Genomic DNA, 26,830 nt, shown 5'->3' with positions numbered 1-26,830 from the left:
TTAGAAATAAAGAGCTGACAGAAATATGTTCGAACAACGCGTAAATTCTGACGTACTGACCGTATCAACCGTTAATTCACAGGATCAGGTGACCCAAAAGCCACTTCGTGATTCGGTCAAACAGGCACTGAAGAACTATTTTGCTCAACTGAATGGTCAGGATGTCAATGATCTGTATGAGCTGGTACTGGCTGAAGTTGAACAGCCTCTGTTAGACATGGTGATGCAATACACCCGTGGCAACCAGACCCGTGCCGCTCTGATGATGGGCATCAACCGCGGTACACTGCGTAAGAAACTGAAAAAATACGGCATGAACTGATAGTCTCTGACTATCATTCTGTTTTAAAAGCGCTTATCCCTTGGGGATAAGCGCTTTTTTATATTTTGCGTTCGAAAAAGGTTGCGCAATAAATAGTACTAAGATGAATAACTGTCATGGAATAGTTTGTTTTTAAATACAAAGGACTGGTCATGGATCCGCACTGCGATACTTGGGATTTAACCTGTTCTGCATCTTACAAACTATACTCGCCATCGCCTGGTCAATCGCTCAGCGGACGCTCCCTCCCTGGCTCTGTTTTGCAAATTAATTAATACACTCCAAATATACAAACGCCCACTACCCTAAATACCCTTGGACTTTGACTGGCGAGAATTAACACTGCCCAATCCTGTAAAACTGTGTCCAACTGGAGAGGTATTTTTTTAAGCCCCCATGTCACTGGTACTGACCACCCCTTTTGGAAAAATTCTAAAACATCATTTTCCGTTACCGTATTTAGTCGGCTCTTCTGGCAATGGAATGGTACTTAGTTACCGTATTGAATGTTATCTGAGACACCTATTTTGCCAGAATGACCCAACCCACGGCCGGGATCCCCCGGCCAATAAAATTACTCTCTTTTTGGGTCATAATTACCCTGAATTTATGAGGCGGATCACCACCAACTTTTGACGGTAATTCTCTACCCCAGGGAAATTTAGCGTTCCCAAAGATTTTTCGCGCACCGCGTGATGCACAGGATGTTCCGGGCGTAGCTCCGGCAAACTGACCTGTTGTTGATAAGATATTTAGCCCGGCAACAATCGCCATTATGGCTCCGAAATCATCAACACCAAGCTGATCTGCCGACTTCTGGCAGAAAATCATAAAAAGCTGAACCTATTTTAAAAAGCTTATTGGCAGCGGGACGCCGACAAGGTGGTGCAGGTCTATCGTGAATTTTGTCAAAACAGGAGTGAATACTACCCGGCCTCCTTCCCAACCTGTCCCGCTAAAGGATCCAGCAAGCCCACCGGCTCGGCTGGCGGTGATATGCGCCTGAACATTGAACCCGTTGCCTGGCCAAATATGCTGTGATTAACTTCTATTAATACGTTGATTTTGTAATGTATTTTTGTAAAACGTGTCAGCCTGTATCATGGTATTATGGCGTATTATATGGACTCGTGTCATTTCGGCTATTATGCTGTTTTAAAAGCGCTTATTCCTTCGGAATAGGCGCTTTTATTATCCTGTTCAGCGGCGAAAATCTGCCTGGTCAGTCAGCGTCAAACAGCCGGCATCATAAAACGCTGTTTTAGGAAAATACCTGTTAACCTGCTCCGCCAGAGTTGATATCTTATGTAAACTATCCCGTGATGGATATTTCTTCGCTGGGTCCTCACCTTTGCTACTACGCTGTGCGCATATCCCACGAGTGTAAAGTTTACGTCAATAGTAGAACGCGGCTAAACCATAGTCCTGAACGGGTGTCTGAGTCATTGTACCGCAACTGATCGGCTTCATGATGCGCTACAGGTTCTCTAACTCTTAACGTCTGAATGAGTATTTATGAAGCAGTCACAAAATTTCCACAGCGGCTTTCTGCGTCCGCGCTACTGGCTTACCTGGTTTGGCGTCGGCATTCTGTTCCTGCTGGTCCAGCTCCCCTACCCCCTGTTGCACAAGCTCGGTACCTGGATGGGGCGTACCTCAATGCGTTTTATGAAACGCCGCGTGTCCATCGCTCGCCGTAACCTGGAACTCTGTTTTCCGGAAATGGAAAAAGATCATCTGGAGCGGTGCATCATCGGTAATTTCGAATCGCTCGGCATGGGGTTGCTTGAAACCGGTATGGCTTGGTTCTGGTCCGATCGCCGCGTCAGGCGTTGGTTTAGCGTTAAAGGTCTGCACAACCTACAGGCCGCACAGGCGAATGGCCGGGGGGCGTTGATTATCGGCGTGCATTTTATGTCGCTTGAGCTGGGGGGTCGGACGATGGGCCTTTGCCAGCCCATGATGGCGATGTATCGCCCGCATAATAACAAGCTGATGGAATGGGTGCAGACTAAAGGGCGCATGCGTTCCAATAAGGCCATGATTAACCGGCGCGATCTGCGTGGCATGGTTCAGGCATTGAAGCAGGGTGAAGCCGTCTGGTTTGCCCCGGACCAGGATTATGGTCCAAAGGGGAGCGTGTTTGCTCCGCTGTTTGCCGTTCCCCAGGCTGCCACTACCAGCGGAACCTGGATGCTGGCACGGATGGCCAAACCCGCGCTGATTACCGTGGTATTGGTGCGCAAAGAAAACGGTAGCGGTTACGAGCTGGTGATCCAGCCAGAGCTGAAGGATTACCCGATTGAAGACGAGCAGCAGGCTGCAGAGTATATGAACCGGGTGATTGAGCGCGAAATTATGCGCGCGCCGGATCAGTACATGTGGCTGCATCGCCGCTTTAAAACTCGCCCGGCCGGTGCCAGCTCGTTATATTAACCCCCCTGCCCCTTCAGCGCCTGCGGGCGCTGAACCCGATGAAGCCCTCGATTTATCCTCATTCTTAGCGCCCTTTTATACTGTGCATCTATTAGCTGAAACGATTCGCACCGGTTAGGATCTTACCCCAATATTTTGCCCTTTTTTGGTGCAAGCCATCAGGGTAAACCCTGGGGCACCGCCGTTGAATGGCTTAATTTTCCAATAAACTCAGGGCAATGCAACTCTGGCATCCTCCTTGCAATGCTTTGCGTGGCTTCGGCTACAGACAGGCAAAGCGCATCAAAGCGTACGCCAAAAATCACAAGTGAATTCGCCACTCAGGACGCTTTATGAAAAAGATGATGCTCTCCACGCTGGTTACCGCCGCAGCGCTGTTCACCCTCGCCAACCAGGCACATGCCGGCACCACGCTGGATGCAATAAAGAAGAAAGGCTTTATCCAGTGCGGCATCAGTGACGGGCTGCCTGGTTTTTCTTATGCAGACGCCAACGGCAAATTCAGCGGTATCGATGTGGACGTGTGTCGTGCTGCGGCAGCGGCAGTGTTGGGGGATGCAGGGAAAGTGAAATATACCCCGCTAACGGCTAAAGAACGCTTCACTGCCTTACAGTCTGGCGAAGTGGACATCCTTTCACGTAATACTACCTGGACCTCTGCGCGTGATGGCGGTATGGGCTTTATTTTCGCTGGCGTAAACTACTATGACGGCATCGGTTTCCTGACTCATCAGAAGGCGGGGCTGAAAAGCGCGAAAGAGCTGGACGGAGCAACCGTCTGTATTCAGGCCGGTACCGATACCGAACTGAACGTAGCCGACTATTTCAAAGCCAATAAAATGCAATACACGCCGGTGACCTTCGACCGCTCCGACGAATCGGCTAAGGCGCTGGACAGCGGTCGCTGCGACACTCTGGCTTCCGATCAGTCCCAGCTGTATGCATTGCGTATCAAACTGGGCAAGCCTGACGACTTTATCGTGCTGCCGGAGGTGATTTCGAAAGAGCCACTGGGGCCGGTGGTGCGCCGTGATGATGATGACTGGTTTACCATTGTTAAATGGTCACTTTACGCCATGCTGAATGCCGAAGAGATGGGGATCACCTCGAAAAACGTCGACAGCATGTCGGCAAAACCGTCCAACCCGGATATGGCTCATCTGCTCGGCGCTGAAGGTGACTACGGTAAAGACCTGAAGCTGGGCAACAAATGGGCTTATAACATCATTAAGCAAGTGGGGAACTATCAGGAAGTCTTTGATCGCAATGTCGGAAAAGACAGTCAGCTGAAAATTGTCCGTGGCCAGAATGCGCTGTGGAACAATGGCGGTATTCAGTACGCGCCGCCAGTACGTTAACTCCTCCGATTAGCGGGCACCGGAGTTCCGGTGCCCAACTCTGAATTTCGTTACTGAGGTTTTATCATGTCTCCACGCCCAGCGGTAAAAAGGGATTTTTCCTTTAGTAATCCTGCGGTGCGCGCCTGGCTTTTCCAGATTATTGCTGTTGTCGCGGTGATTGTCGTTGCAGGATATCTGATCCACAACACCACCAATAATCTTGCCAGCCGTGGCATTACTTCCGGATTTAGCTTCCTTGAACGTAGCGCGGGTTTTGGCATTGTCCAGCATCTGATCGATTACTCGGAAGGGGATAGCTATGCGCGCGTCTTTCTGGTTGGGTTAACCAATACCCTGCTGGTCTCCGCGCTTTGTATCCTTTTCGCCTCATTGCTGGGTTTTTTCATTGGCCTTGCTCGCCTGTCTGGTAACTGGCTATTGCGTAAACTTTCCACTATTTATGTTGAGACGTTCCGTAATATCCCGCCGCTGTTGCAGATCTTTTTCTGGTACTTTGCAGTATTGCGCAACCTGCCGGGGCCGCGCCAGGCGCTGAACGCCTTTGATCTGGCCTTTGTCAGTAACCGTGGATTGTATATTCCGTGGCCTGAATATGCTGCGGGGACCGTACCGTTCCTTCTTGCCCTGCTGCTGGCGATGGCCATTTCTTCAGCCCTGTTCCGCTACAACAAACAGCGTCAGCTTAAAACCGGGCGGTTGCGCCGTACATGGCCTGCTGCGGTCGCCATGCTGGCCCTGTTTCCGTTGGCCACCATCATGCTGGCAGGCAGTCCGATGCACTGGGATATCCCACAGCTGCACGGCTTTAATTTTCGTGGCGGATTTGCCCTGATCCCGGAGCTGGCAGCTCTGACGCTGGCACTGTCTATCTACACCTCTACGTTTATTGCCGAGGTCATTCGTTCAGGAATTCAGTCGGTACCACTGGGTCAGCATGAAGCGGCATCCTCTCTGGGTCTGCCGCGTGCGGTAACCCTGCACCAGGTGATTATTCCGCAGGCGATGCGCGTCATCATTCCGCCGCTGACCAGCCAGTATCTGAATATCGTGAAGAACTCCTCGCTGGCAGCGGCAATCGGCTATCCCGATATGGTGTCGCTGTTTGCCGGTACGGTGCTTAACCAGACGGGACAGGCGATTGAAACCATCGCTATTACTATGGGGGTTTATCTCATCATCAGCCTGTCGATTTCGCTTTTAATGAATATTTATAACCGCAAAATCGCCCTGATTGAGCGCTAGAGACGAGATGATTATGACTGGTATCACTTATGAGACGCCAACAGCCACAACGCATGCGTTCTCACGTTCCGTCGCCTGGGCGAGAAAAAATCTTTTCTCAAGCGTCGGCAGTTCGTTGCTAACGCTGTTTTGCCTGTGGATCATGTGGGAAACGATCCCGCCCGCACTTAACTGGCTGATATTTAAGGCCAACTGGACAGGTGATACGCGCGCAGACTGCAGTAAAGAGGGAGCCTGTTGGGTATTTATTCATGCGCGCTTTGGTCAGCTGATGTATGGGCTTTATCCACATGAGCTGCGCTGGCGCATTAATCTGGCGCTGGTCATCGGCCTGCTGTCGGTCATTCCCATGTTCGTGAAAAGCCTGCCGCGTCGTGGCAGCTACATTGTTGGCTGGGCGGTGGTTTATCCACTGCTGGTATGGCTACTGATGTATGGCGGCTGGCTGGGGCTTGAGCGCGTGGAAACCCGCCAGTGGGGAGGTCTGACGTTAACGCTAATCATTGCTGCGGTCGGTATCGCCGGAGCACTGCCCACCGGCATCCTGTTGGCATTGGGCCGGCGCTCGCAAATGCCGGTTGTGCGTACCCTGTGCATATTGTTCATTGAGTTTTGGCGCGGGGTTCCACTGATCACCGTCCTGTTTATGTCCTCGGTGATGTTACCGCTGTTTATGGCGGAAGGCAGCTCTATCGATAAACTGATACGCGCGTTGGTCGGTGTGATCCTGTTCCAGTCGGCCTATGTCGCTGAGGTAGTGCGTGGCGGCCTGCAGGCGCTGCCGAAGGGCCAGTATGAAGCCGCCGAGTCGCTGGCGTTAGGCTACTGGAAAACGCAGGGATTGGTGATCCTTCCTCAGGCGTTAAAGCTGGTCATACCGGGGCTGGTGAACACCATTATTGCGCTGTTTAAAGATACCAGCCTGGTGATTATCATCGGCCTTTTCGATCTGTTCAGCAGCGTGCAGCAGGCCACGGTCGACCCCGCCTGGCTGGGGATGTCCACCGAAGGCTACGTGTTTGCTGCCCTTATCTATTGGATTTTCTGTTTCAGTATGTCGCGCTATAGCCAGCATCTGGAAAAGCGCTTTCACACCGGGCGTACACCGCACTAAGGTTGAATAATATGACGAAAATGATGAGCCAGACTGACAACGCGATGATGATAACGCTTGAGAACGTGAATAAATGGTACGGACAGTTTCATGTGCTGAAGAATATTAATCTGCAGGTCAAACCCCGCGAACGTATCGTACTCTGCGGGCCTTCCGGGTCCGGAAAATCGACGACAATACGCTGTATTAACCATCTGGAGGAGCATCAACAGGGGCGAATTGTGGTGGACGGAACCTTACTGAATGACGATCTGCGCAATATTGAACGCGTGCGAACAGAAGTCGGAATGGTATTTCAGCACTTTAATCTGTTCCCGCATCTGAGCGTATTACAGAACTGTACGCTTGCGCCTGTCTGGGTACGCAAAACGCCAAAAAAGGAAGCTGAAGAGTTGGCCATGCACTATCTGGAACGTGTGCGTATTGCCGAGCATGCGCATAAATTTCCGGGGCAGCTTTCGGGTGGCCAGCAGCAGCGCGTGGCGATAGCCCGTTCGCTGTGTATGAAGCCCAAAATCATGCTGTTTGATGAACCGACTTCCGCACTGGACCCGGAGATGGTGAAAGAAGTGCTGGATACCATGATCGGCCTGGCTGAAGACGGGATGACTATGCTGTGCGTTACCCATGAAATGGGCTTTGCTCGTACCGTTGCTGACCGGGTGATCTTTATGGATCGCGGTGAAATCGTTGAACAGGCTCCACCACAGAAGTTTTTTGCTAACCCTGAGTCTGAACGTACCCGTACTTTTCTGTCACAGGTTATTCACTGATTAGCCCGCTTTCACAACATACAAACTCTCGTCCAATAGTGGGCGAGAGTTTTATTTGTTGCCTGTCGTTTACTTCTCTAACAACAGCACAGCCACGAGCTTCAGAACGCAAAAAGGCCATCCCGCAGGATGGCCTTTTGCTTTATTTGATGCCTGGCAGTTCCCTACTCTCGCATGGGGAGACCCCACACTACCATCGGCGCTACGGCGTTTCACTTCTGAGTTCGGCATGGGGTCAGGTGGGACCACCGCGCTACAGCCGCCAGGCAAATTCTTTATTTACCGAACTCGTGCTGTTTTACTGGTGCTGATACCCAGAGTCGAACTGGGGACCTCACCCTTACCAAGGGTGCGCTCTACCAACTGAGCCATATCAGCACACTTTATTTTCAAGGACGAGAAAACCTTCGACCTTATTGATTTGATGCCTGGCAGTTCCCTACTCTCGCATGGGGAGACCCCACACTACCATCGGCGCTACGGCGTTTCACTTCTGAGTTCGGCATGGGGTCAGGTGGGACCACCGCGCTACAGCCGCCAGGCAAATTCTTTGTGCTCTGTCCTGTGTCTTTTGTGCTGATGCTGCGTTGGCCGCCCTGGCAACACATCAGTCACATACTGATGTATGCTTCTTCGTGCCGTCTCGGTTGCCGCCTTGCCTCAGCGCAAAATCCTTCGGACTTGATTCCGGTGAACAAGCTGAAAATCTCTTTTCGTCTCTCAATACAACCCAGAACGCTTCTGGCGTTGTAAGGTTAAGCCTCACGGGTCATTAGTACCGGTTAGCTCAACGCATCGCTGCGCTTACACACCCGGCCTATCAACGTCGTCGTCTTCAACGTCCCTTCAGGACTCTCAAGGAGTCAGGGAAGATTCATCTCGAGGCAAGTTTCGCGCTTAGATGCTTTCAGCGCTTATCTTTTCCGCACTTAGCTACCGGGCAATGCCATTGGCATGACAACCCGAACACCAGCGGTGCGTTCACTCCGGTCCTCTCGTACTAGGAGCAACCCCTCTCAATCTTCCAGCGCCCACGGCAGATAGGGACCGAACTGTCTCACGACGTTCTAAACCCAGCTCGCGTACCACTTTAAACGGCGAACAGCCGTACCCTTGGGACCTACTTCAGCCCCAGGATGTGATGAGCCGACATCGAGGTGCCAAACACCGCCGTCGATATGAACTCTTGGGCGGTATCAGCCTGTTATCCCCGGAGTACCTTTTATCCGTTGAGCGATGGCCCTTCCATTCAGAACCACCGGATCACTATGACCTGCTTTCGCACCTGCTCGAGCCGTCACTCTCGCAGTCAAGCCAGCTTATGCCATTGCACTAACCTCACGATGTCCGACCGTGATTAGCTGACCTTCGTGCTCCTCCGTTACTCTTTGGGAGGAGACCGCCCCAGTCAAACTACCCACCAGACACTGTCCCCACGCCGGGTAACGGCGCCAGGTTAGAACATCAAACGTTAAAGGGTGGTATTTCAAGGTTGGCTCCACGCAGACTGGCGTCCACGCTTCGAAGCCTCCCACCTATCCTACACATCAAGGCTCAATGTTCAGTGTCAAGCTGTAGTAAAGGTTCACGGGGTCTTTCCGTCTTGCCGCGGGTACACTGCATCTTCACAGCGAGTTCAATTTCACTGAGTCTCGGGTGGAGACAGCCTGGCCATCATTACGCCATTCGTGCAGGTCGGAACTTACCCGACAAGGAATTTCGCTACCTTAGGACCGTTATAGTTACGGCCGCCGTTTACCGGGGCTTCGATCAAGAGCTTCTCCTTGCGGATAACCCCATCAATTAACCTTCCGGCACCGGGCAGGCGTCACACCGTATACGTCCACTTTCGTGTTTGCACAGTGCTGTGTTTTTAATAAACAGTTGCAGCCAGCTGGTATCTTCGACTGGCTTCAGCTCCACGAGCAAGTCGCTTCACCTACGCGCCAGCGTGCCTTCTCCCGAAGTTACGGCACCATTTTGCCTAGTTCCTTCACCCGAGTTCTCTCAAGCGCCTTGGTATTCTCTACCTGACCACCTGTGTCGGTTTGGGGTACGATTGGATGTTACCTGATGCTTAGAGGCTTTTCCTGGAAGCAGGGCATTTGTTACTTCAGCACCGTGGTGCCTCGTCATCACGCCTCAGCCTTAAAGAGTTCCGGATTTGCCTGGAACTCAAGCCTGCACGCTTAAACCGGGACAACCGTCGCCCGGCTAACATAGCCTTCTCCGTCCCCCCTTCGCAGTAACACCCAGTACGGGAATATTAACCCGTTTCCCATCGACTACGCCTTTCGGCCTCGCCTTAGGGGTCGACTCACCCTGCCCCGATTAACGTTGGACAGGAACCCTTGGTCTTCCGGCGAGCGGGCTTTTCACCCGCTTTATCGTTACTTATGTCAGCATTCGCACTTCTGATACCTCCAGCATGCCTCACAGCACACCTTCGACGGCTTACAGAACGCTCCCCTACCCAACGGACGTATCCCGAAGCCGACTCGACTTTGATGGGCGCATTGACGTCGCTGCGCTCCGTCAATCGTTATCCACTTCAGTGAATCTGCTTGGGTGATACGTCCGCTGCCGCAGCTTCGGTGCATGGTTTAGCCCCGTTACATCTTCCGCGCAGGCCGACTCGACCAGTGAGCTATTACGCTTTCTTTAAATGATGGCTGCTTCTAAGCCAACATCCTGGCTGTCTGTGCCTTCCCACATCGTTTCCCACTTAACCATGACTTTGGGACCTTAGCTGGCGGTCTGGGTTGTTTCCCTCTTCACGACGGACGTTAGCACCCGCCGTGTGTCTCCCGTGATAACATTCTCCGGTATTCGCAGTTTGCATCGGGTTGGTAAGCCGGGATGGCCCCCTAGCCGAAACAGTGCTCTACCCCCGGAGATGAATTCACGAGGCGCTACCTAAATAGCTTTCGGGGAGAACCAGCTATCTCCCGGTTTGATTGGCCTTTCACCCCCAGCCACAGGTCATCCGCTAATTTTTCAACATTAGTCGGTTCGGTCCTCCAGTTAGTGTTACCCAACCTTCAACCTGCCCATGGCTAGATCACCGGGTTTCGGGTCTATACCCTGCAACTTAACGCCCAGTTAAGACTCGGTTTCCCTGCGGCTCCCCTATACGGTTAACCTTGCTACAGAATATAAGTCGCTGACCCATTATACAAAAGGTACGCAGTCACACCACGAAGGTGCTCCCACTGCTTGTACGTACACGGTTTCAGGTTCTGTTTCACTCCCCTCGCCGGGGTTCTTTTCGCCTTTCCCTCACGGTACTGGTTCACTATCGGTCAGTCAGGAGTATTTAGCCTTGGAGGATGGTCCCCCCATATTCAGACAGGATGTCACGTGTCCCGCCCTACTCATCGAACTCACAGCAAGTGCCTTTTTGTGTACGGGGCTGTCACCCTTTACTGCGCGACTTTCCAGACGCTTCCACTAAGGCACAAACTGATTCAGGTTCTGGGCTGTTCCCCGTTCGCTCGCCGCTACTGGGGGAATCTCGGTTGATTTCTTTTCCTCGGGGTACTTAGATGTTTCAGTTCCCCCGGTTCGCCTCATGCCACTATGTATTCATGACATGATAGTGCAACGGATTGCACTGGGTTTCCCCATTCGGGTATCGTCGGTTGTTGCGGTTCATATCACCTTACCGACGCTTATCGCAGATTAGCACGCCCTTCATCGCCTCTGACTGCCTGGGCATCCACCGTGTACGCTTAGTCGCTTAACCTCACAACCCACAAGCGTCCCTCTCCGGTTCACGTAATGGCTGCGCGTCGTGACGGCGGCGTTATGCAGTGCTCGCAATGCTCATGGACTCAAGTCCACTCCGCGTTGCTGCGCGCTGACGCCTTGCCTTCACTTAGCTCGCTCATTACTCAACCTGAGTAAGAGACCCTTTCGGGTGCAAGTATTTGAGAGACTCGAACATATCGTGGCTTCATTCTGATTACGGAGAATGAACACGACATGTCGTTTCAATTTTCAGCTTGTTCCGGATTGTTAAAGAGCAAATATCTCAAACGTGACTCGCTTTCGCGGAATCAGTTTTGAGATACGGGTGATAACCTCTTTCACTTCGTTACCGGTATGGCGTCCCCAAGGGGATTCGAACCCCTGTTACAGCCGTGAAAGGGCAGTGTCCTGGGCCTCTAGACGATGGGGACTCTGGTGTGACTTTGCTCGTTACTTTTTATCAGACAATCTGTGTGGACACTGCGCCGGAAGGTATCTTCAGGTAAGGAGGTGATCCAACCGCAGGTTCCCCTACGGTTACCTTGTTACGACTTCACCCCAGTCATGAATCACAAAGTGGTAAGCGCCCTCCCGAAGGTTAAGCTACCTACTTCTTTTGCAACCCACTCCCATGGTGTGACGGGCGGTGTGTACAAGGCCCGGGAACGTATTCACCGTAGCATTCTGATCTACGATTACTAGCGATTCCGACTTCACGGAGTCGAGTTGCAGACTCCGATCCGGACTACGACGCACTTTATGAGGTCCGCTTGCTCTCGCGAGGTCGCTTCTCTTTGTATGCGCCATTGTAGCACGTGTGTAGCCCTGGCCGTAAGGGCCATGATGACTTGACGTCATCCCCACCTTCCTCCGGTTTATCACCGGCAGTCTCCTTTGAGTTCCCGACCGAATCGCTGGCAACAAAGGATAAGGGTTGCGCTCGTTGCGGGACTTAACCCAACATTTCACAACACGAGCTGACGACAGCCATGCAGCACCTGTCTCACGGTTCCCGAAGGCACTTCCGCATCTCTGCAGAATTCCGTGGATGTCAAGGCCAGGTAAGGTTCTTCGCGTTGCATCGAATTAAACCACATGCTCCACCGCTTGTGCGGGCCCCCGTCAATTCATTTGAGTTTTAACCTTGCGGCCGTACTCCCCAGGCGGTCGACTTAACGCGTTAGCTCCGGAAGCCACTCCTCAAGGGAACAGCCTCCAAGTCGACATCGTTTACGGCGTGGACTACCAGGGTATCTAATCCTGTTTGCTCCCCACGCTTTCGCACCTGAGCGTCAGTCTTCGTCCAGGGGGCCGCCTTCGCCACCGGTATTCCTCCAGATCTCTACGCATTTCACCGCTACACCTGGAATTCTACCCCCCTCTACGAGACTCTAGCCTGCCAGTTTCGAATGCAGTTCCCAGGTTAAGCCCGGGGATTTCACATCCGACTTGACAGACCGCCTGCGTGCGCTTTACGCCCAGTAATTCCGATTAACGCTTGCACCCTCCGTATTACCGCGGCTGCTGGCACGGAGTTAGCCGGTGCTTCTTCTGCGGGTAACGTCAATGGAAAAGGTTATTAACCTCTTCCCCTTCCTCCCCGCTGAAAGTACTTTACAACCCGAAGGCCTTCTTCATACACGCGGCATGGCTGCATCAGGCTTGCGCCCATTGTGCAATATTCCCCACTGCTGCCTCCCGTAGGAGTCTGGACCGTGTCTCAGTTCCAGTGTGGCTGGTCATCCTCTCAGACCAGCTAGGGATCGTCGCCTAGGTGAGCCGTTACCCCACCTACCAGCTAATCCCATCTGGGCACATCCGATGGTGTGAGGCCCGAAGGTCCCCCACTTTGGTCCGTAGACGTTATGCGGTATTAGCTACCGTTTCCAGTAGTTATCCCCCTCCATCGGGCAGTTTCCCAGACATTACTCACCCGTCCGCCACTCGTCACCCAAGAGCAAGCTCTCTGTGCTACCGTTCGACTTGCATGTGTTAGGCCTGCCGCCAGCGTTCAATCTGAGCCATGATCAAACTCTTCAATTAAAAGTTCGATTTGCTGAAACCAGTCCAGCGATGCTCAATCGTAAAACGTCATAATGAATTTCATTATGTGTTCACTCTTAAGACTTGATATTTTTTTTGACGCCCGGAGGCGTCTGATATCAATCCTGCGAGTGCCCACACAGATTGTCTGATAAATTGTTAAAGAGCGGTGCGTACAGTGCCTTGGCATCCTGTCGCGAGGTGGCGTATATTACGCTTTCCTCCTCCGGAGTCAACCTCTTTTACAGAAGTTTTTCCCGGCGGTTCAGAACTTTCTGAACCTCTCAACACGCCGGCCGGTAAGCCGTTGTTCCGTGTCAGTGGAGGCGCATTATAGGGATCCGAATTTATTGCACAAGCCTTTTTTCGATCTTTATTTCCAACTGCTGGGTTTTCACGCTTTTTGCTGGGATCTCAGACGATACGCGCAATTTTAGCGCGCATTTCACCTGATAAATTGATCCTTGATTGCTTCCGGCGCTACGCTACAAGGATCGTCTATTACTGAGAGGTAGCTATGAGCCACAATATTCGTGCATATAAAGGAGTTCGTCCGCAGCTGGGTAACCGGGTGATGATTGATCCCACCAGCGTGGTGATTGGCAATGTCGCGCTGGCCGATGACGTCGGCATCTGGCCCCTGGTGGTGATCCGCGGCGACGTTAACCGGGTCACTATTGGTAAACGCACCAACATTCAGGATAGTAGCGTGCTGCATCTTACCCATAAATCTGCTGACAACCCTGAAGGTCACCCGCTGGTGATTGGCGACGATGTTACCGTAGGCCATCAAGCGATGTTGCACGGCTGCACGATCGGTAACAGGGTACTGATTGGGATGGGTTCGATTCTGCTTGATGGCGTAACAGTAGAAGATGATGTGATGATTGGTGCCGGTAGCCTGGTCTCACCGGGTAAGCGCCTGGAGCGTGGCTATCTCTATTTAGGCCGTCCGGCCAGGAAAGTACGTGCGCTGACGGAGGCAGAATTAAGCGGGCTGGTCTGTTCTGCCAATAACTATGTCCGCTGGAAAGATGACTACATCTCTGAGGAAAGCCAGACCCAGCCCTGAGCATCTTCCTGCTGATGCTGAATAGCTCGTTCCGCAAGCTCTTCCAACTCCCAGCGATTAAGGCGAAAACAGGTCAGAGCATCCCCTTCTGCATGAAAGCGGTGAAGCAATTCTTCGCCGTCTATCGCACAGGTCAACGGGAAACCGCTAACCTGTGCGCTAAAGCACACAGCCTGTCTCGCCTCATCCCACCATTCGCGCTCCGGGAAGTGTATGGCCTGATTCACGCACGCATCTCAGCTTTCAGTACATTAATGGCCGCCGTAATGTCCGGCATTACCCCGTGCCATAGCATAAACGAGTGTGCAGCCTGCCCCACCAGCATCCCCAGTCCATCGGCCATTTGAGAAGCTCCCTGCAGGCGGCACCATTGCAGGAACGGCGTGTCGCCGATCTGATAGAACATGTCATAGCAGCGGGTATGCTCGCTGACCAGGCAGCCTGGAAGATCGGGTATTGCTCCCTTTACTCCGCTAGAAGTGGCATTGATCACCAGATCAAACTGCCCCTCTGCCAGCTGCTGTTGCGACATTGAACGAATGCGCCCGCTGTGCTGGAAGAGCTGTACCAGTTCTTCTGCTTTTGCATGGGTGCGGTTGGTGACAGTCATTGAGCAGCCAAAGGATAGCAATGGAAGGATCACACCTCGTGCTGCACCACCAGCCCCTATCAACAGGATCCGATCGTCAGGTTTGATCAGATCCAGGCGTTCAAGATCGCTTAACAGACCGATGCCGTCGGTGTTATCGCCTGATAACCGTCCATCATCCAGCTTCTTCAGCGTGTTGACCGCACCGGACAGTGCCGCACGTTCGGTCAGTTCGCTGGCAAGCTCATAAGCCTGCTGTTTAAACGGCAAAGTGACATTGGCTCCCCGACCACCCCGGACAAAAAACGCACGCACCGCCTGCTCAAATCCATCAAGAGGTGCGCACAAACGTTCATAAGGATGCGCAATTCCGGTTTGCTCAGCAAACAGCTGATGAATACGCGGTGATTTACTGTGATTGATCGGATTACCGATGACGACGAAAGACGACATAGTTTTCTCTGTTATCCCTGACGAATTAATTCACCGCTTAACACATCGCGGATTTCCGATGGATTGAGGCGACCACCGGTTTCGCCCTTTAATACCGGGAAATCGCGGCCAAACTGCGCCAACACTTCAGCCGCGTGACGGCAGGGCGGTAGCCCGGACAAATTAGCGCTGGTTGAAACTAACGGCTTACCAAAAGCATTGCACAAAGCGATGACATCAGGATGGTCGCTAACCCGTACCGCCAGGGTAGTAAATCGCCCGGTTAACCAGCCCGGCGTGGTACTGCGCGCCGGCAATACCCATGTTACCGGGCCAGGCCAACGAGAGAACATGCGCGCCTTCTGTTCAGCTGAAAGCTGTTCGTCGGCAATCCAGGGCATCAGCTGCTGATAGTCAGCGGCGATCAGGATCAGCCCTTTCTCGACGGGGCGCTGCTTTAATGCCAGCAGCCGCATCACCGCTTCTTCGCTATCAGGATCGCAGCCTAAGCCAAACACCGCTTCGGTCGGATAAGCAATAACTTTCGACTGAGCCAACTGTTCAACACATTGCGCCAACGAATCAACCTCAGGGTTCATCTTCACTACGGTTTCCTGCTGTTACGGGTTTGCCACAGGCTTTACTGGCGCAGAATCGATTTGTTCCTCTGGCCGTTTTTTTCTCGATAAGCAGCGGAAACTGGCAAAACTCGCAGACACCTTCCGCCGGCGTGTCATTCACCGCAAACTGACAATCGGGATAACGGTCGCAGGCATGAAACGTTTTACCGTAGCGCGATCGGCGCTGAATCAGTCTACCGCTCTGGCATTGCGGACAGGCAAGCGAGGTTTCATCTGGCTTATCAATAGCTTCGGTGTGTTCACATTCAGGGTAGTGACCACAGGCGACAAACATGCCATAGCGCCCCTGACGTAACACAAGCTCACCGCCACATTGCGGGCAGAGCTGCCCATCAAGCACTTTAACGATATGCCCGTCAGCCTGAGCTTTAAGCGGTCGAATAAAGTTGCATGCGGGGTACTGAGAGCAACCGAGAAAAGCGCCCTGTTTCCCGGAGCGGATAACCAGTTCTGCCCCGCACTGGGGGCAGGGTTCATTTTTTCGCGCAGCGAAAAGCGCATTTTTATTCATCACATTGTTTACACGAAGGCAATCTTCAGTGCAGCATTCCTTCATTAGCTTCAAAAAGTAGTTCTTCCATTTGCTGATAGGCGTTTTCACATCCCGGGATGTTGAACAACACCATCAGCACCACCCATTTGAGATCGTCCAGATCAAACTCCACGGTATCAAGCGCCATGATACGTTCGATAACCATTTCACGCGTTTCCAGATTCAGCACCTGAATTTGCTCCAGGAACAGAATAAAGCCACGGCAGTTGGCATCCAAACGCTGACTCTCTTCCCCGGTGTAGATACGCACAGACAGCGGATCGGTTGTCAGCAGAACCGGAGCAACCAGCCCATCCTGGTAATCTGCTAACTTCTCTAACCAGTTCAACGCATTATAAATATCTTCACGATGAAAACCTGCATCGGTTAAATCATCAGTTAACTTATCCTGATCCACACGCATTTCTGCTTCATTGTGGATATACGTTTCAAATAAGTACATGAGTACGTCGAACATGGCTTGCCCTCCTCAATCGGACATAGCCGCCGGGTACAGCTGCGATCCACCCTGCTAACTCCAACTCAAGCAGCTTCGCTACGATGGCTGGCACAGGTTGGCCGGCACGTTCAGCGACAACGTCAACAGGTGTAACCTCATCTCCTACGTTAGCCAACACATCGGGAAATGGCAATGGAGGATTGTTGCCCGCGCCTGAATTGTTTGTGAGCGGCGTTATAACGGGTAGCCACGAGAAGCCACTGTGCATCTCTTCCAGAATATTATTAGGGTGCGCAACCAATAATGCCCCTTGTTGGATCAACCAGTGGGTTCCTTCACTGCCCGGGTTACCCAGCGCCCCGGGTAGCGCATACAGGTTACGGTTCTGTTCCAACGCCAGCTTTGCAGTCACCAGTGAACCACTGCGTAGCGTCGCTTCTACCACCAGTACCCCGCGACTCAGGCCGCTGATAATTCTGTTGCGCCGGGGAAAATGCGCGGGCAGAGGTTTCACCGATAGCGGAAACTCAGAGACCAGCGTTCCGCCGCTATTAACAATTTGCTGTGCCAGCAGCTGATGCTGTCGCGGGTAGATCGCTTCCAGTCCACTTCCCAGTACCGCGAGGGTTTTTCCCTGTACTTCCAGCACCGCACGGTGGGCGATACCGTCAATACCTAATGCCAGCCCGCTGGTGATAGTTAAACCACTTAATGCCAGCGCCTGACTGAACCAGCTTCCCCACTCGCGGCCATAGTGCGAGCAGTGGCGGCTACCCACTATCGCCAGCTGCGGTGATGCCAGTAAAGTCGGATCGCCCGCAACAAACAGCATCAGCGGAAAGTTACCGATCGCTTTAAGCTGCTCAGGGTAACAGGGGTCGCGTGGCGTCAAAAAATGATGCAGGGGGGATTCCAGCCAGCGAAAACTTTGCACGATGACATCGGCATCGTAGTCAAGGAATGCCCGTTGTTGCCTAGCCGACAGCCCCAATGTTGCAAGCTGGCGGGCAGCAGGGGTAGTGAAATCCAGTAGCTTGCTCATCATCTCCAGCCGCTGCGAACTGGATAAGCCGGGCACCGCTGAAAGCCTTAACGCACACTCGACCTGCGACATGATCTTCTCCCTGATTTGTCCCTTCTCCCTGAAGGTTAGCGTCTTGAATGCTGTCAATCGCCGCACGAAATGTCTACAATAAGAGAAATAAACCTTTCAACCCTTGAATACAGATCTGGAAATTTATGTCCGTTTTACAAGTATTACATTTTCCTGACGAGCGCCTGCGCATCGTTGCGAAACCCGTTAAAGAAGTGAATGCGAATATTCAGCGTATCGTCGATGATATGTTCGAAACCATGTACGCCGAAGAAGGCATTGGGCTGGCCGCCACCCAAGTCGATATCCATCAGCGCATCATCGTTATCGACGTCTCCGAGAGTCGCGATGAACGGCTGGTGTTAATCAACCCGGAGCTGCTGGAACAGAGCGGTGAAACAGGTATTGAAGAAGGCTGTTTGTCTATCCCTGAACAGCGTGCGCTGGTGCCTCGCGCCGAGAAAGTCAAAATCCGCGCGCTGGATCGTGACGGCAACAGTTTCGAGCTGGAAGCTGATGGTCTGCTGGCCATTTGTATTCAGCACGAGCTGGACCATCTGGTCGGCAAGCTGTTCATTGATTACCTGTCGCCGATGAAACGTCAGCGTATCCGTCAGAAGCTGGAAAAACTGCATCGCCAGAACACACGCGACTGAGTGCGTCGACTGAAGGGTAAAATGTGTCCGATTCATTAAATATCATTTTTGCCGGCACGCCTGACTTTGCAGCGCGTCATCTTGACGCGCTGTTGTCTTCCGGGCATCGGGTGGTTGGCGTTTTTACTCAACCTGACCGTCCTGCTGGCCGGGGTAACAAGCTCACCGCAAGTCCGGTAAAACAGCTGGCCGAGCAGCATCATATACCCGTCTTTCAACCTTCATCGCTGCGCCCTGAAGAAAATCAGCAGCGGGTTGCCGCTCTGAACGCCGACGTCATGGTGGTGGTGGCCTACGGGCTTATCCTGCCAAAAGCCGTGCTGGATATGCCGCGCCTCGGCTGCATAAACGTGCACGGCTCCCTGCTGCCCCGTTGGCGCGGTGCTGCACCAATCCAGCGCTCGCTGTGGGCGGGTGACGCCGAGACCGGGGTCACCATCATGCAGATGGATATCGGGCTGGATACCGGGGATATGCTGCATAAGCTGGCCTGCCCGATCGACGCTACTGATACCAGCGCCACGCTGTACGATAAATTAGCCGACCTCGGCCCGGCAGGTTTGATATCCACGCTGGCACAGCTGGCAGACGGTAGCGCTCAACCGCAAGTGCAGGATGAAGCGAAGGTCAGCTACGCGGACAAGCTCAGTAAAGAAGAGTCCCGCCTCGACTGGTCGCTTTCTGCCGCTCAGTTGGAACGTTGTATTCGTGCCTTTAATCCCTGGCCTGTGAGCTACTTTGTTATCGACGAGCAGCCGGTGAAGGTGTGGAAAGCTTCCGTTCTGCCTGCTGTCAGCGGCCGTCAGCCGGGCGAGGTCCTGCAAGCCGATAAGCAGGGTATTCAGGTAGTTACTGCCGATGGCGTGTTGAATATTGAAGAGTTACAGCCTGCAGGTAAAAAGGCGATGAAGGCTCAGGATCTGCTTAACTCGCGCCGTGAATGGTTTACCCCTGGCAATATAATTGCCTGATACGTTGCCCGGCCTTGATGCCGGGTCATCGTCAGAATTGTGAATCCTCAATGAAAAAAATGACTAATCTACGCTGCATCGCCGCCCGGACTATTGAACAGGTTGTCGAACAAGGGCAGTCGCTCAGTAACGTGCTGCCTGCCGCGCAAAAATGCGTTGACGACAAAGATGCTGCCCTGGTGCAGGAACTTTGCTATGGCGTATTGCGTACCTTGCCGCAGCTGGAGTGGGTTATCAGCAAGCTGATGTCGCGCCCGATGACCGGCAAACAGCGTGCGATCCACTTCCTGATCATGGTCGGGCTCTATCAGCTGATGTTCACGCGCATTCCGCCCCATGCGGCACTGGCCGAAACGGTGGAAGGTGCCGTAGCGCTGAAACGCCCGCAGCTGAAAGGGCTGATCAACGGCGTACTGCGCCAGTTCCAGCGCCAGCAGGACCAACTGATGCAGCAAATGAACGACGGTGACCAGCAGTATCTGCATCCGAAATGGTTGCTGGAACGCCTGAAGCGTGCCTGGCCGGAGCAGTGGCAGCAAATTGTGGCAGCGAATAATCAGCGCCCGCCGATGTGGCTGCGCGTCAACCGCCAGTACCACAGCCGGGATGCCTGGCTGGCGTTGCTGGAGGAGAGCGGTAAACAGGCTTTTTCCCATCCTCTGCACTGCGATGCGTTGCGGCTGGAGTCACCGTGCACCGTGCACCAGCTTCCAGGTTTCGACCAGGGCTGGGTGACCGTACAGGATGCTTCAGCCCAGGGATGCGTGGCGCTGCTCGCCCCACAAAACGGTGAGCAAATCCTTGATCTTTGTGCAGCCCCCGGGGGGAAAACCACGCATATTCTGGAAGCGGCACCTCAGGCAAACGTATTGGCAGTGGATGTTGACGCCCAACGCCTGACTAGAATTACTGAGAATTTACAACGCCTTAATATGCAGGCAGAGGTTAAGCTCGGCGATGGCCGTACGCCAGCGGCATGGTGTGGAGACACGCTATTCGATCGTATCCTGCTGGATGCTCCCTGTTCAGCAACCGGGGTGATCCGCCGTCATCCGGATATAAAATGGCTGCGCCGCGACCGCGATATCGCGGAGCTGGCAGCGCTGCAACAGCAAATACTGGATGCGGTGTGGCCACATCTGAAATCCGGAGGCACGATGCTTTATGCGACCTGCTCGGTGCTGCCCGAAGAGAACCATCTGCAGATAAGTCAGTTTTTGCAGCGCCATGCCAATGCCGCTTTGGTCGCGACTGGCGATCTGACTCAACCCGGGATTCAGGTCTTGCCACAAGTGGATGGCGGTGACGGTTTCTACTACGCGAAACTGGTAAAACAGTGACAGAGGTGGTACCGCTACACGGCCCCACCATCGGACGCAACCAACAGATTGAAGCACAATGAAAATTATCATTCTTGGTGCAGGACAGGTCGGCGGTACCCTCGCTGAAAACCTGGTCGGAGAAAACAACGATATCACCCTGGTCGATACCGATGCTCTGCGCCTGCGTCAGTTGCAGGACAAGTTCGATCTGCGCGTGGTTCAGGGGCACGGTTCTCACCCTCGGGTGCTGCGCGAAGCGGGTGCCGAAGATGCGGACATGCTGGTGGCAGTCACTAACTCTGACGAAACCAATATGGTGGCTTGCCAGGTTGCCTATTCGCTGTTTAACACGCCAAACCGCATTGCCCGCATCCGTGCGCCGGACTACATACGTGATGCCGATAAGCTATTTATTCCTGAAGCCGTGCCCATTGACCACCTTATCTCACCCGAACAGCTGGTCATTGACAGCATCTACCGCCTGATTGAATACCCGGGAGCACTGCAGGTGGTTAACTTCGCCGAAGGCAAAGTCAGCCTGGCAGTCGTTAAAGCCTACTACGGCGGCCCCCTGGTCGGTAATGCCCTGTCGGTAATGCGTGAACATATGCCGCATATTGATACCCGTGTTGCCGCCATTTTCCGTCAGGATCGTCCGATTCGTCCTCAGGGTTCAACCATCATCGAAGCGGGCGACGAAGTCTTCTTTATCGCCGCCAGCCAGCATATTCGCGCCGTGATGAGTGAGTACCAGCGGCTTGAAAAACCCTATAAGCGCATTATGATTGTCGGCGGCGGGAACATCGGTTTCGGTTTGGCCCAGCGGCTGGAAAAGCATTACAGCGTCAAGCTGATCGAACGCGATCAGCAGCGCGCTGCCGAACTGGCTGAGAATTTACAGAATACCATCGTCTTCTACGGTGACGCTTCCGATCAGGAACTGCTGGCTGAAGAGCATGTCGATCAGATCGATCTGTTTATCGCCATCACCAACGATGACGAAGCTAACATCATGTCCGCGATGCTGGCAAAGCGAATGGGGGCGAAAAAGGCAATGGTGTTAATCCAGCGCCGCGCCTACGTCGATCTGGTGCAGGGCAGCGTAATCGATATTGCGATTTCCCCGCAGCAGGCGACGATTTCCGCTCTGCTCGGCCACGTTCGTAAAGCCGATATCGTCGGCGTTTCGTCATTGCGCCGCGGTGTAGCAGAAGCAATCGAGGCCATCGCACACGGTGAAGAATCCACCTCGAAAGTCGTGGGCCGCCAGATTGATGATATCAAGCTGCCACCGGGAACCCTTATCGGGGCAGTGGTACGCGGCGACGATGTCATGATTGCCAACAACAATTTGCGCATCGAGCAGGGCGACCATGTGATCATGTTCCTGACCGATAAGAAATTTGTGCCCGATGTTGAAAGGCTCTTCCAGCCAAGCCCTTTCTTCCTTTAATCATATTGAGCGATGACTGAATACAGGCAGCAACCCGCCGGGAGAGCAGACTGGCCGCGATCACAGATTTAATCTGTGATCGTTATGGCAAAAGTACCCTCGTTTGTTAGACTTTAGAAATAACTTAAGGACAGGAGATAACAGTGAGTATATTCAAAGAGTTTCGCGATTTTGCTATGCGTGGCAACGTGGTGGACCTGGCGGTCGGTGTCATTATCGGCGCAGCTTTTGGTAAAATCGTCTCTTCACTGGTGGCAAACATCATCATGCCGCCGCTGGGATTACTGATTGGCGGCGTTGACTTCAAACAGTTCAACTGGGTATTAAAACCTGCTGATGGTGCTGCACCTGCGGTAATTATGGAATACGGTGTGTTTTTACAGACGGTGTTTGATTTCATCATCGTTGCATTTGCCATTTTTATGGCCATCAAGCTGATGAACAGGCTGTATACGAAGAAAGAAGTTGAGAAGCCTGCGCCAAAACCTTCTGCGGAAGAAAGTTTGCTGAGTGAGATCCGCGATTTGCTGAAAGAGCAAAACGGCAAAACTCAGTAATGCTCTGTCAGCCGGTAACGAGCGTTGTAACAAGATAAATTACCACAAACCTGTCAGCACTTTGCTGACAGGATTTTCCATTTTCCCCGTATTATGCCTGTGGCGTCAGACAAACTCTCCACGCGTATGCAGCGGATTAACCCATCTGCACGACGCGATATACCTGCCTGGGTGCTCAATTATCAGCGGTCGCTCGTCACCAGCTACCCACGGTCGTAGGGACGATGGGATCCTACGGTGGCAGAATCGGTCTTCAGTGCGCAGAGAAATGCGTTTGTCATAAAACGTGCCAAAAAAACCTGGCATCTGGCCCAGCCAGATTTCTTCCATTATATTAATAACTTCACAATTGACCCCGCCAACACAGCCGCGTCCACAGGCCTCAGTATTAAAGCCTCCGAACGGGCCACGCCATAATGAACAGGATTGTTGTCCACTGCTGACGATATGCATAGCGCAACCACAGGAGTAGTGTCATGCCCGTAAATGTTCGTCATGATTTGCCTCGAATGCCTCCCTTAACGACATTTGACAAGCATGACGTTAAAGATCCCTTTTACCACAATAATAAAGTTCCTCGTCCCCTTACTTATCAAATCGGAAAAGTTGATAACAGCAAAGAAGAAAGTTTCGCAACTGAAGGACGCAGTGATCTAAGCGGGATGCTGGCTGGCCCATGTCAGTCCCTGTGGTCACCGGGTCGAACTGCCGGGGAAGATGATGGCCCGGAGGTTATTTCACTGACTGAGATAATTTGTGAAGGTGAAGCATTGCGCTTGCAGGCAGAATCATTACACACATCCCGGAATAAACAATCCATTCCCGGCGGATGGAAAGGGGGACTTTTCAAACGTTTCCTGGTTGGGGCGGGCATACTGACAGGAGCCGGTGTTGTGGGGTATCAATGTTATGCAGGACCCGAGGATATCGACAGACAGGAAGTTAACCCGGCGCAACCTTACCCGGAGGGGCCGCCTGTTGATCCGATGATGCCAGATTGTGGCAGTGCCGCAATGCTGAATGACGCGTTCGGCAGTGACGGCCTGCGCGATAACAGCAAGTCTGATGGCGTCAGGCATAGTCGTCGGCAAGTTCCACAATCATCAGCGCCAAAGAAAAACTATTTAGCCGAACGACAATTGATGGAAAATCAATTTATAAAGAGAAAAAGTGATTTATTTATTTTTGAAATCATAGCGAGAGACCTTTCTACTCTGAAGGAAATCAATGAGCGTCATTTTGATTACCTTAAATTAGTTATAAGCAATACCGTAAAAATTGTCGATTCAGCTATAACATTACTTCTGAAATCGTCTAACAGAGATAACAATATTCGACCAGTTATGGATGACTACACCGGCATGGTGTTGCTTTCCCATCTATATGCTGATGTGGAAAACATGCATCCATCTGAACATAAAAACTTCTTGGAAGAAAATCATCTGTTTAAGGAACAAATTGAAGATGAGCTGGTGCAACCCTTCATAGTTGATATAAATCAAGACAGTGTTTTTATTAACAGGTTAATGGTGAATTTGGCAAAAATGCGGAATTACCTCGAAAGAGGTTGTGACCGGTATAATAATAACTGCCTGAACTTTATTTATGCCAATAAAAATAAAGATACGGAAATCTATGAAAAGGAAAATGCATTATCCCCTCTGATAGCAACAGTGGGCGATCAAATTCTTCCCAAGATTGGATATGATAAACTCAATATCATCCTTACAGAAGACTTCTTTAAGCTTTGCACCGTAGATGCTTCTAATATTATTATTCACGAATTAGCCCACTACTTTACCGATACTACAGATCTGTTTGAAATAAAGAGAGAACCGGTTTGCGAGCAGCTTCCAGCCACTGCCCTTAATCATTCATGCATTGTTGACCAACTGAGTTTTGCCGAAGATCGTTTATCCCATTTAAAAGATGATATTGAATTCTATATTTCAAATCGTTGGGAAAATATATCAATACAGATTAAAGATATCCTGGTACACATTCCAACTTATCCTGCTGAGGGAAACCAAACTGAACAAATTAATGTTTTTTTAGAATATTATCGCAACTATTCCAGGTTCAGAAAAAATATTAATTATCGTGCCACTGATTATTATTCCAACCTGATAATAGCTCTGGCCTCACAGCAATTCAAACATGATGGAGAGGTCACCTTGTCGGCGGTCGAAAACCTGAAAGATAGTTGATGGCGGCCATGGATCCACGAGCTCCGCCGGCGTGCGCGGTAGCTATGACAAGACAGCCCCTGATAACTCAATGTCGGTTTTTGATGATACGAAGGCCGGGATTAATTTTAAGAGCTCAATACGCTGCACGAAGGACGTATGCCACTGTACACAAAATTCCAATCCATTAAGTTCGGGTGACTAATATGCTTCAGCCAGGAGAAGCGGAAAGCCAGAGGTAAATACACTGATTGTTAACTTACCGCTGGCCTCCCAACCCGTTTTTTTTTCATGCTTTTCTTTACGCCGGTAGCTGCCTTTGCCTTTTTGATTGACTTCAAGCCGGGGTTTGAATAAAGGATCGCGCAGCAATGCTTCTATCGCATTATCGCGGATGATGCCCTTTTTATGTTGGTAGACAGTCATAGACTCTTCCTGTTAGATGATGACGGTTGAGAATATAGGCCCGCAATGGGAAAATTTCAATCATCCGCGTGAACTTAAGTTGTGGAGGCCCCCTTTTCTAAGGCATCCAGGATGGAACAATAAACGCTGCTATGCGCAGTCCCGCAACAGGCATCATTCAGTCTCTTCAACGATCGCTGCATATGTTTCAGCTCGTCGAGCATGGCTTCAACTTCGTCGAGCCTTTTCTGTACGATGGATTTTGACTGATGGCATGTGTGGTGTTCAGGATCGACACGGATCGATAACAGCTCTCGAATAGCCTCCAGTCTGAAACCCAGATGCCTGGCGTGACGGATGAACTTGAGACGCTGAAGATCGTTATCACTGTAGAGACGAAAACCGCCTTGCGTCCTGACTTCATGGTCCATCATCTGCTGTTTTTCATAAAAACGGATGGTATCTGGCGTGACGTTAGCCAGCTTCGCCAGTTGTCCAATTCGATACATTACTCCCCCTTACTAAAACGACGGTTAACCTGTCGACCGTAGTCTCCACGAAGAAAGTCAGTGCTGATGCCGGCCTGATTAAGTTTTAGCTCCAGAAGGCTCAGGCGTTTCAGTTGCTGGTGATACTCCTCGTCGCGCTCGGCTACACTTCGTAACAGCTGCTCAAGCTCCAGCGCTTCTCGTCTCAATGCAAGTTCAGGAGGGAGATAGCCAGAATTTTTCAGGATCCGGTAGCTGGCACGCAGCTCCTGGGGTACATGCGAGTCATCATCCAGTTGCAGTGTATGCCCTGTACCGGGCAAGTTATCAAGATCGCCCTGACGCAGGGCAGCAAGAATATGCTTTTCAGCCAGTTGATCAATCAATGACATGACGGCCTCGCAGCACGATGAGTTTTAAACATAAACAATTATAGAATGGCAGCTGTGGAGGAGAAATTTCAGATATAAAAAAACCCCGCAAGCGGGGTTCTTTTAATGTTGCAACAGATTACTCTGCTACAGCTTCTGCTTGAGCTTCTGGACGATCAACCAGCTCGATGTAAGCCATCGGAGCGTTGTCACCAGCGCGGAAGCCACACTTCAGAATACGAGTGTAACCACCGGCACGGCTCGCAAAGCGCGGGCCCAGCTCGTTAAACAGTTTTGCCACGATCTCGTTATCACGAGTACGGGCGAATGCCAGACGACGATTAGCTACGCTGTCGGTCTTGGCAAGAGTAATCAGCGGCTCAACTACGCGACGCAGCTCTTTCGCTTTTGGCAGGGTCGTCTTGATGATCTCATGACGAACCAAAGAGCCAGCCATGTTGCGGAACATAGCCTGACGATGGCTGCTGTTACGGTTCAGTTGACGACCACTCTTACGATGGCGCATGACCTTATCCTTCTCAGTGAAACCTTAACCTGTGA

23 protein-coding genes, 2 tRNA genes, 4 rRNA genes and 1 pseudogene are annotated in these 26,830 nt (G+C 52.0%); 13 read left to right on the top strand and 17 right to left on the bottom strand.

Annotated elements, in window-relative coordinates:
• The first annotated feature begins 25 nt into the window (after positions 1-25).
• Positions 26-322, top strand: coding sequence for a DNA-binding transcriptional regulator Fis (gene fis / locus JGC47_RS01535; RefSeq protein WP_000462905.1), 297 nt, complete (start codon positions 26-28; stop codon positions 320-322).
• A 459-nt stretch (positions 323-781) separates the two neighbouring features.
• Here fis and JGC47_RS01530 read toward each other — a convergent pair.
• Positions 782-1,159 (bottom strand): annotated as a pseudogene (locus tag JGC47_RS01530) (STM2901 family protein); the annotation flags it as partial.
• 678 nt (positions 1,160-1,837) lie between these two features.
• On the opposite strand from JGC47_RS01530, the gene lpxP reads away from it, so the two are divergent.
• From lpxP to JGC47_RS01505, 5 genes are all read left to right on the top strand, one after another.
• Positions 1,838-2,758 (top strand): kdo(2)-lipid IV(A) palmitoleoyltransferase, encoded by a 921-nt coding sequence (gene lpxP / locus JGC47_RS01525; RefSeq protein WP_004155025.1) that lies wholly within the window; start codon positions 1,838-1,840, stop codon positions 2,756-2,758.
• Positions 2,759-3,090: 332 nt separating this feature from the next.
• Complete coding sequence (locus JGC47_RS01520; protein WP_004155024.1) at positions 3,091-4,116, top strand: amino acid ABC transporter substrate-binding protein; 1,026 nt, start codon at positions 3,091-3,093, stop codon at positions 4,114-4,116.
• 66 nt (positions 4,117-4,182) lie between these two features.
• Positions 4,183-5,361 carry an amino acid ABC transporter permease gene (locus tag JGC47_RS01515; RefSeq protein WP_004155023.1) on the top strand — a complete coding sequence of 393 codons (1,179 nt, stop codon included), beginning with the start codon at positions 4,183-4,185 and terminating at the stop codon, positions 5,359-5,361.
• 13 nt (positions 5,362-5,374) lie between these two features.
• Positions 5,375-6,475 (top strand): amino acid ABC transporter permease, encoded by a 1,101-nt coding sequence (locus JGC47_RS01510; protein WP_033477542.1) that lies wholly within the window; start codon positions 5,375-5,377, stop codon positions 6,473-6,475.
• Between the two features lie 11 nt (positions 6,476-6,486).
• The gene (locus JGC47_RS01505) at positions 6,487-7,248 is read left to right on the top strand and encodes an amino acid ABC transporter ATP-binding protein (RefSeq protein ID WP_004155021.1); all 762 of its coding nucleotides are present in this window, start codon (positions 6,487-6,489) and stop codon (positions 7,246-7,248) included.
• Between the two features lie 151 nt (positions 7,249-7,399).
• Here the strand turns inward: JGC47_RS01505 and rrf (JGC47_RS01500) are convergent.
• The 6 genes from rrf (JGC47_RS01500) to JGC47_RS01475 form a co-directional block, all read right to left on the bottom strand.
• Positions 7,400-7,515 (bottom strand): 5S ribosomal RNA (gene rrf / locus JGC47_RS01500).
• A gap of 35 nt (positions 7,516-7,550) precedes the next feature.
• Positions 7,551-7,626 (bottom strand) — tRNA-Thr (locus tag JGC47_RS01495).
• A 48-nt stretch (positions 7,627-7,674) separates the two neighbouring features.
• A 5S ribosomal RNA gene (gene rrf, locus JGC47_RS01490) occupies positions 7,675-7,790 on the bottom strand.
• Between the two features lie 209 nt (positions 7,791-7,999).
• Positions 8,000-10,993: ribosomal RNA gene (locus tag JGC47_RS01485) — 23S ribosomal RNA — on the bottom strand.
• 360 nt (positions 10,994-11,353) lie between these two features.
• Positions 11,354-11,429, bottom strand: a tRNA-Glu gene (locus JGC47_RS01480).
• Between the two features lie 72 nt (positions 11,430-11,501).
• Positions 11,502-13,041, bottom strand: a 16S ribosomal RNA gene (locus JGC47_RS01475).
• Together the 16S, 23S and 5S rRNA genes with 2 tRNA genes alongside form the textbook arrangement of a ribosomal RNA operon.
• A 517-nt stretch (positions 13,042-13,558) precedes the next feature.
• Here JGC47_RS01475 and JGC47_RS01470 point away from each other — a divergent pair.
• Complete coding sequence (locus JGC47_RS01470) at positions 13,559-14,113, top strand: gamma carbonic anhydrase family protein (RefSeq protein WP_004160528.1); 555 nt, start codon at positions 13,559-13,561, stop codon at positions 14,111-14,113.
• On the opposite strand, the gene JGC47_RS01465 is transcribed toward JGC47_RS01470, so the two are convergent.
• The 6 genes from JGC47_RS01465 to dprA are packed head-to-tail and all read right to left on the bottom strand — an operon-like array spanning position 14,080 to position 17,881.
• Entirely contained in the window at positions 14,080-14,340 is a 261-nt protein-coding gene (locus JGC47_RS01465) for a DUF1488 family protein (RefSeq protein WP_004160531.1), read from the bottom strand. The genes JGC47_RS01470 and JGC47_RS01465 overlap by 34 nt on opposite strands.
• Complete coding sequence (aroE, locus tag JGC47_RS01460) at positions 14,337-15,155, bottom strand: shikimate dehydrogenase (protein ID WP_004160534.1); 819 nt, start codon at positions 15,153-15,155, stop codon at positions 14,337-14,339. Before aroE ends, JGC47_RS01465 begins: the two co-directional genes overlap by 4 nt.
• An 11-nt stretch (positions 15,156-15,166) precedes the next feature.
• Complete coding sequence (tsaC, locus tag JGC47_RS01455; protein ID WP_004163400.1) at positions 15,167-15,739, bottom strand: L-threonylcarbamoyladenylate synthase type 1 TsaC; 573 nt, start codon at positions 15,737-15,739, stop codon at positions 15,167-15,169.
• Entirely contained in the window at positions 15,723-16,331 is a 609-nt protein-coding gene (locus tag JGC47_RS01450) for a DNA topoisomerase family protein (RefSeq protein ID WP_004160544.1), read from the bottom strand. The genes tsaC and JGC47_RS01450 overlap by 17 nt, the downstream gene beginning before the upstream one ends.
• Complete coding sequence (smg, locus tag JGC47_RS01445) at positions 16,312-16,785, bottom strand: DUF494 family protein Smg (protein ID WP_004160547.1); 474 nt, start codon at positions 16,783-16,785, stop codon at positions 16,312-16,314. The genes JGC47_RS01450 and smg overlap by 20 nt, the downstream gene beginning before the upstream one ends.
• A complete protein-coding gene (gene dprA / locus JGC47_RS01440; protein WP_004160548.1) occupies positions 16,757-17,881 on the bottom strand; it encodes a DNA-protecting protein DprA in 1,125 nt (374 codons plus the stop codon). Before dprA ends, smg begins: the two co-directional genes overlap by 29 nt.
• Positions 17,882-18,006: 125 nt before the next feature.
• On the opposite strand from dprA, the gene def reads away from it, so the two are divergent.
• From def to JGC47_RS01410, 6 genes are all read left to right on the top strand, one after another.
• Positions 18,007-18,516: a peptide deformylase gene (def, locus tag JGC47_RS01435; protein ID WP_004160549.1), complete on the top strand. Its 510-nt coding sequence runs from the start codon at positions 18,007-18,009 to the stop codon at positions 18,514-18,516.
• A gap of 23 nt (positions 18,517-18,539) precedes the next feature.
• Positions 18,540-19,487: a methionyl-tRNA formyltransferase gene (fmt, locus tag JGC47_RS01430; RefSeq protein WP_004160550.1), complete on the top strand. Its 948-nt coding sequence runs from the start codon at positions 18,540-18,542 to the stop codon at positions 19,485-19,487.
• A 50-nt stretch (positions 19,488-19,537) separates the two neighbouring features.
• Positions 19,538-20,827, top strand: a complete 1,290-nt coding sequence (rsmB, locus tag JGC47_RS01425; protein ID WP_004163401.1) for a 16S rRNA (cytosine(967)-C(5))-methyltransferase RsmB — start codon at positions 19,538-19,540, stop codon at positions 20,825-20,827.
• Between the two features lie 58 nt (positions 20,828-20,885).
• Positions 20,886-22,262, top strand: coding sequence for a Trk system potassium transporter TrkA (gene trkA, locus JGC47_RS01420; protein WP_004160552.1), 1,377 nt, complete (start codon positions 20,886-20,888; stop codon positions 22,260-22,262).
• A gap of 143 nt (positions 22,263-22,405) precedes the next feature.
• Positions 22,406-22,819, top strand: coding sequence for a large-conductance mechanosensitive channel protein MscL (mscL, locus tag JGC47_RS01415; protein ID WP_004160553.1), 414 nt, complete (start codon positions 22,406-22,408; stop codon positions 22,817-22,819).
• 476 nt (positions 22,820-23,295) lie between these two features.
• Complete coding sequence (locus JGC47_RS01410; RefSeq protein ID WP_004160555.1) at positions 23,296-25,026, top strand: hypothetical protein; 1,731 nt, start codon at positions 23,296-23,298, stop codon at positions 25,024-25,026.
• Between the two features lie 180 nt (positions 25,027-25,206).
• On the opposite strand, the gene JGC47_RS01405 is transcribed toward JGC47_RS01410, so the two are convergent.
• The 4 genes from JGC47_RS01405 to rplQ form a co-directional block, all read right to left on the bottom strand.
• Positions 25,207-25,431 carry an alternative ribosome-rescue factor A gene (locus tag JGC47_RS01405; RefSeq protein ID WP_004160556.1) on the bottom strand — a complete coding sequence of 75 codons (225 nt, stop codon included), beginning with the start codon at positions 25,429-25,431 and terminating at the stop codon, positions 25,207-25,209.
• 74 nt (positions 25,432-25,505) lie between these two features.
• A complete protein-coding gene (gene zntR / locus JGC47_RS01400; RefSeq protein WP_004160557.1) occupies positions 25,506-25,919 on the bottom strand; it encodes a Zn(2+)-responsive transcriptional regulator in 414 nt (137 codons plus the stop codon).
• Positions 25,919-26,290: a DnaJ family domain-containing protein gene (locus JGC47_RS01395; RefSeq protein ID WP_004160559.1), complete on the bottom strand. Its 372-nt coding sequence runs from the start codon at positions 26,288-26,290 to the stop codon at positions 25,919-25,921. Before JGC47_RS01395 ends, zntR begins: the two co-directional genes overlap by 1 nt.
• Positions 26,291-26,408: 118 nt before the next feature.
• Complete coding sequence (gene rplQ / locus JGC47_RS01390) at positions 26,409-26,795, bottom strand: 50S ribosomal protein L17 (RefSeq protein ID WP_004160560.1); 387 nt, start codon at positions 26,793-26,795, stop codon at positions 26,409-26,411.
• Between the last annotated feature and the right edge of the window lie 35 nt (positions 26,796-26,830).

The sequence above is a fragment of the Erwinia amylovora genome (assembly GCF_017161565.1).
GTDB lineage: Bacteria > Pseudomonadota > Gammaproteobacteria > Enterobacterales > Enterobacteriaceae > Erwinia > Erwinia amylovora.
The sequence above is the reverse complement of the archived record's forward strand: the minus strand, read 5'-3'. Positions and strand labels throughout refer to the sequence as shown.

What these genes read in the sequence shown, in the direction of transcription:
- fis (WP_000462905.1), top strand. Translation starts at nt 26, where the DNA reads ATGTTCGAACAACGCGTAAATTCTGACGTACTGACCGTATCAACCGTT.
- lpxP (WP_004155025.1), top strand. Translation starts at nt 1,838, where the DNA reads ATGAAGCAGTCACAAAATTTCCACAGCGGCTTTCTGCGTCCGCGCTAC.
- JGC47_RS01520 (WP_004155024.1), top strand. Translation starts at nt 3,091, where the DNA reads ATGAAAAAGATGATGCTCTCCACGCTGGTTACCGCCGCAGCGCTGTTC.
- JGC47_RS01515 (WP_004155023.1), top strand. Translation starts at nt 4,183, where the DNA reads ATGTCTCCACGCCCAGCGGTAAAAAGGGATTTTTCCTTTAGTAATCCT.
- JGC47_RS01510 (WP_033477542.1), top strand. Translation starts at nt 5,375, where the DNA reads ATGACTGGTATCACTTATGAGACGCCAACAGCCACAACGCATGCGTTC.
- JGC47_RS01505 (WP_004155021.1), top strand. Translation starts at nt 6,487, where the DNA reads ATGACGAAAATGATGAGCCAGACTGACAACGCGATGATGATAACGCTT.
- JGC47_RS01470 (WP_004160528.1), top strand. Translation starts at nt 13,559, where the DNA reads ATGAGCCACAATATTCGTGCATATAAAGGAGTTCGTCCGCAGCTGGGT.
- aroE (WP_004160534.1), bottom strand. Translation starts at nt 15,155, where the DNA reads ATGTCGTCTTTCGTCGTCATCGGTAATCCGATCAATCACAGTAAATCA.
- JGC47_RS01450 (WP_004160544.1), bottom strand. Translation starts at nt 16,331, where the DNA reads ATGAAGGAATGCTGCACTGAAGATTGCCTTCGTGTAAACAATGTGATG.
- smg (WP_004160547.1), bottom strand. Translation starts at nt 16,785, where the DNA reads ATGTTCGACGTACTCATGTACTTATTTGAAACGTATATCCACAATGAA.
- dprA (WP_004160548.1), bottom strand. Translation starts at nt 17,881, where the DNA reads ATGTCGCAGGTCGAGTGTGCGTTAAGGCTTTCAGCGGTGCCCGGCTTA.
- def (WP_004160549.1), top strand. Translation starts at nt 18,007, where the DNA reads ATGTCCGTTTTACAAGTATTACATTTTCCTGACGAGCGCCTGCGCATC.
- rsmB (WP_004163401.1), top strand. Translation starts at nt 19,538, where the DNA reads ATGAAAAAAATGACTAATCTACGCTGCATCGCCGCCCGGACTATTGAA.
- trkA (WP_004160552.1), top strand. Translation starts at nt 20,886, where the DNA reads ATGAAAATTATCATTCTTGGTGCAGGACAGGTCGGCGGTACCCTCGCT.
- JGC47_RS01410 (WP_004160555.1), top strand. Translation starts at nt 23,296, where the DNA reads ATGCCCGTAAATGTTCGTCATGATTTGCCTCGAATGCCTCCCTTAACG.
- JGC47_RS01405 (WP_004160556.1), bottom strand. Translation starts at nt 25,431, where the DNA reads ATGACTGTCTACCAACATAAAAAGGGCATCATCCGCGATAATGCGATA.
- zntR (WP_004160557.1), bottom strand. Translation starts at nt 25,919, where the DNA reads ATGTATCGAATTGGACAACTGGCGAAGCTGGCTAACGTCACGCCAGAT.
- JGC47_RS01395 (WP_004160559.1), bottom strand. Translation starts at nt 26,290, where the DNA reads ATGTCATTGATTGATCAACTGGCTGAAAAGCATATTCTTGCTGCCCTG.
- rplQ (WP_004160560.1), bottom strand. Translation starts at nt 26,795, where the DNA reads ATGCGCCATCGTAAGAGTGGTCGTCAACTGAACCGTAACAGCAGCCAT.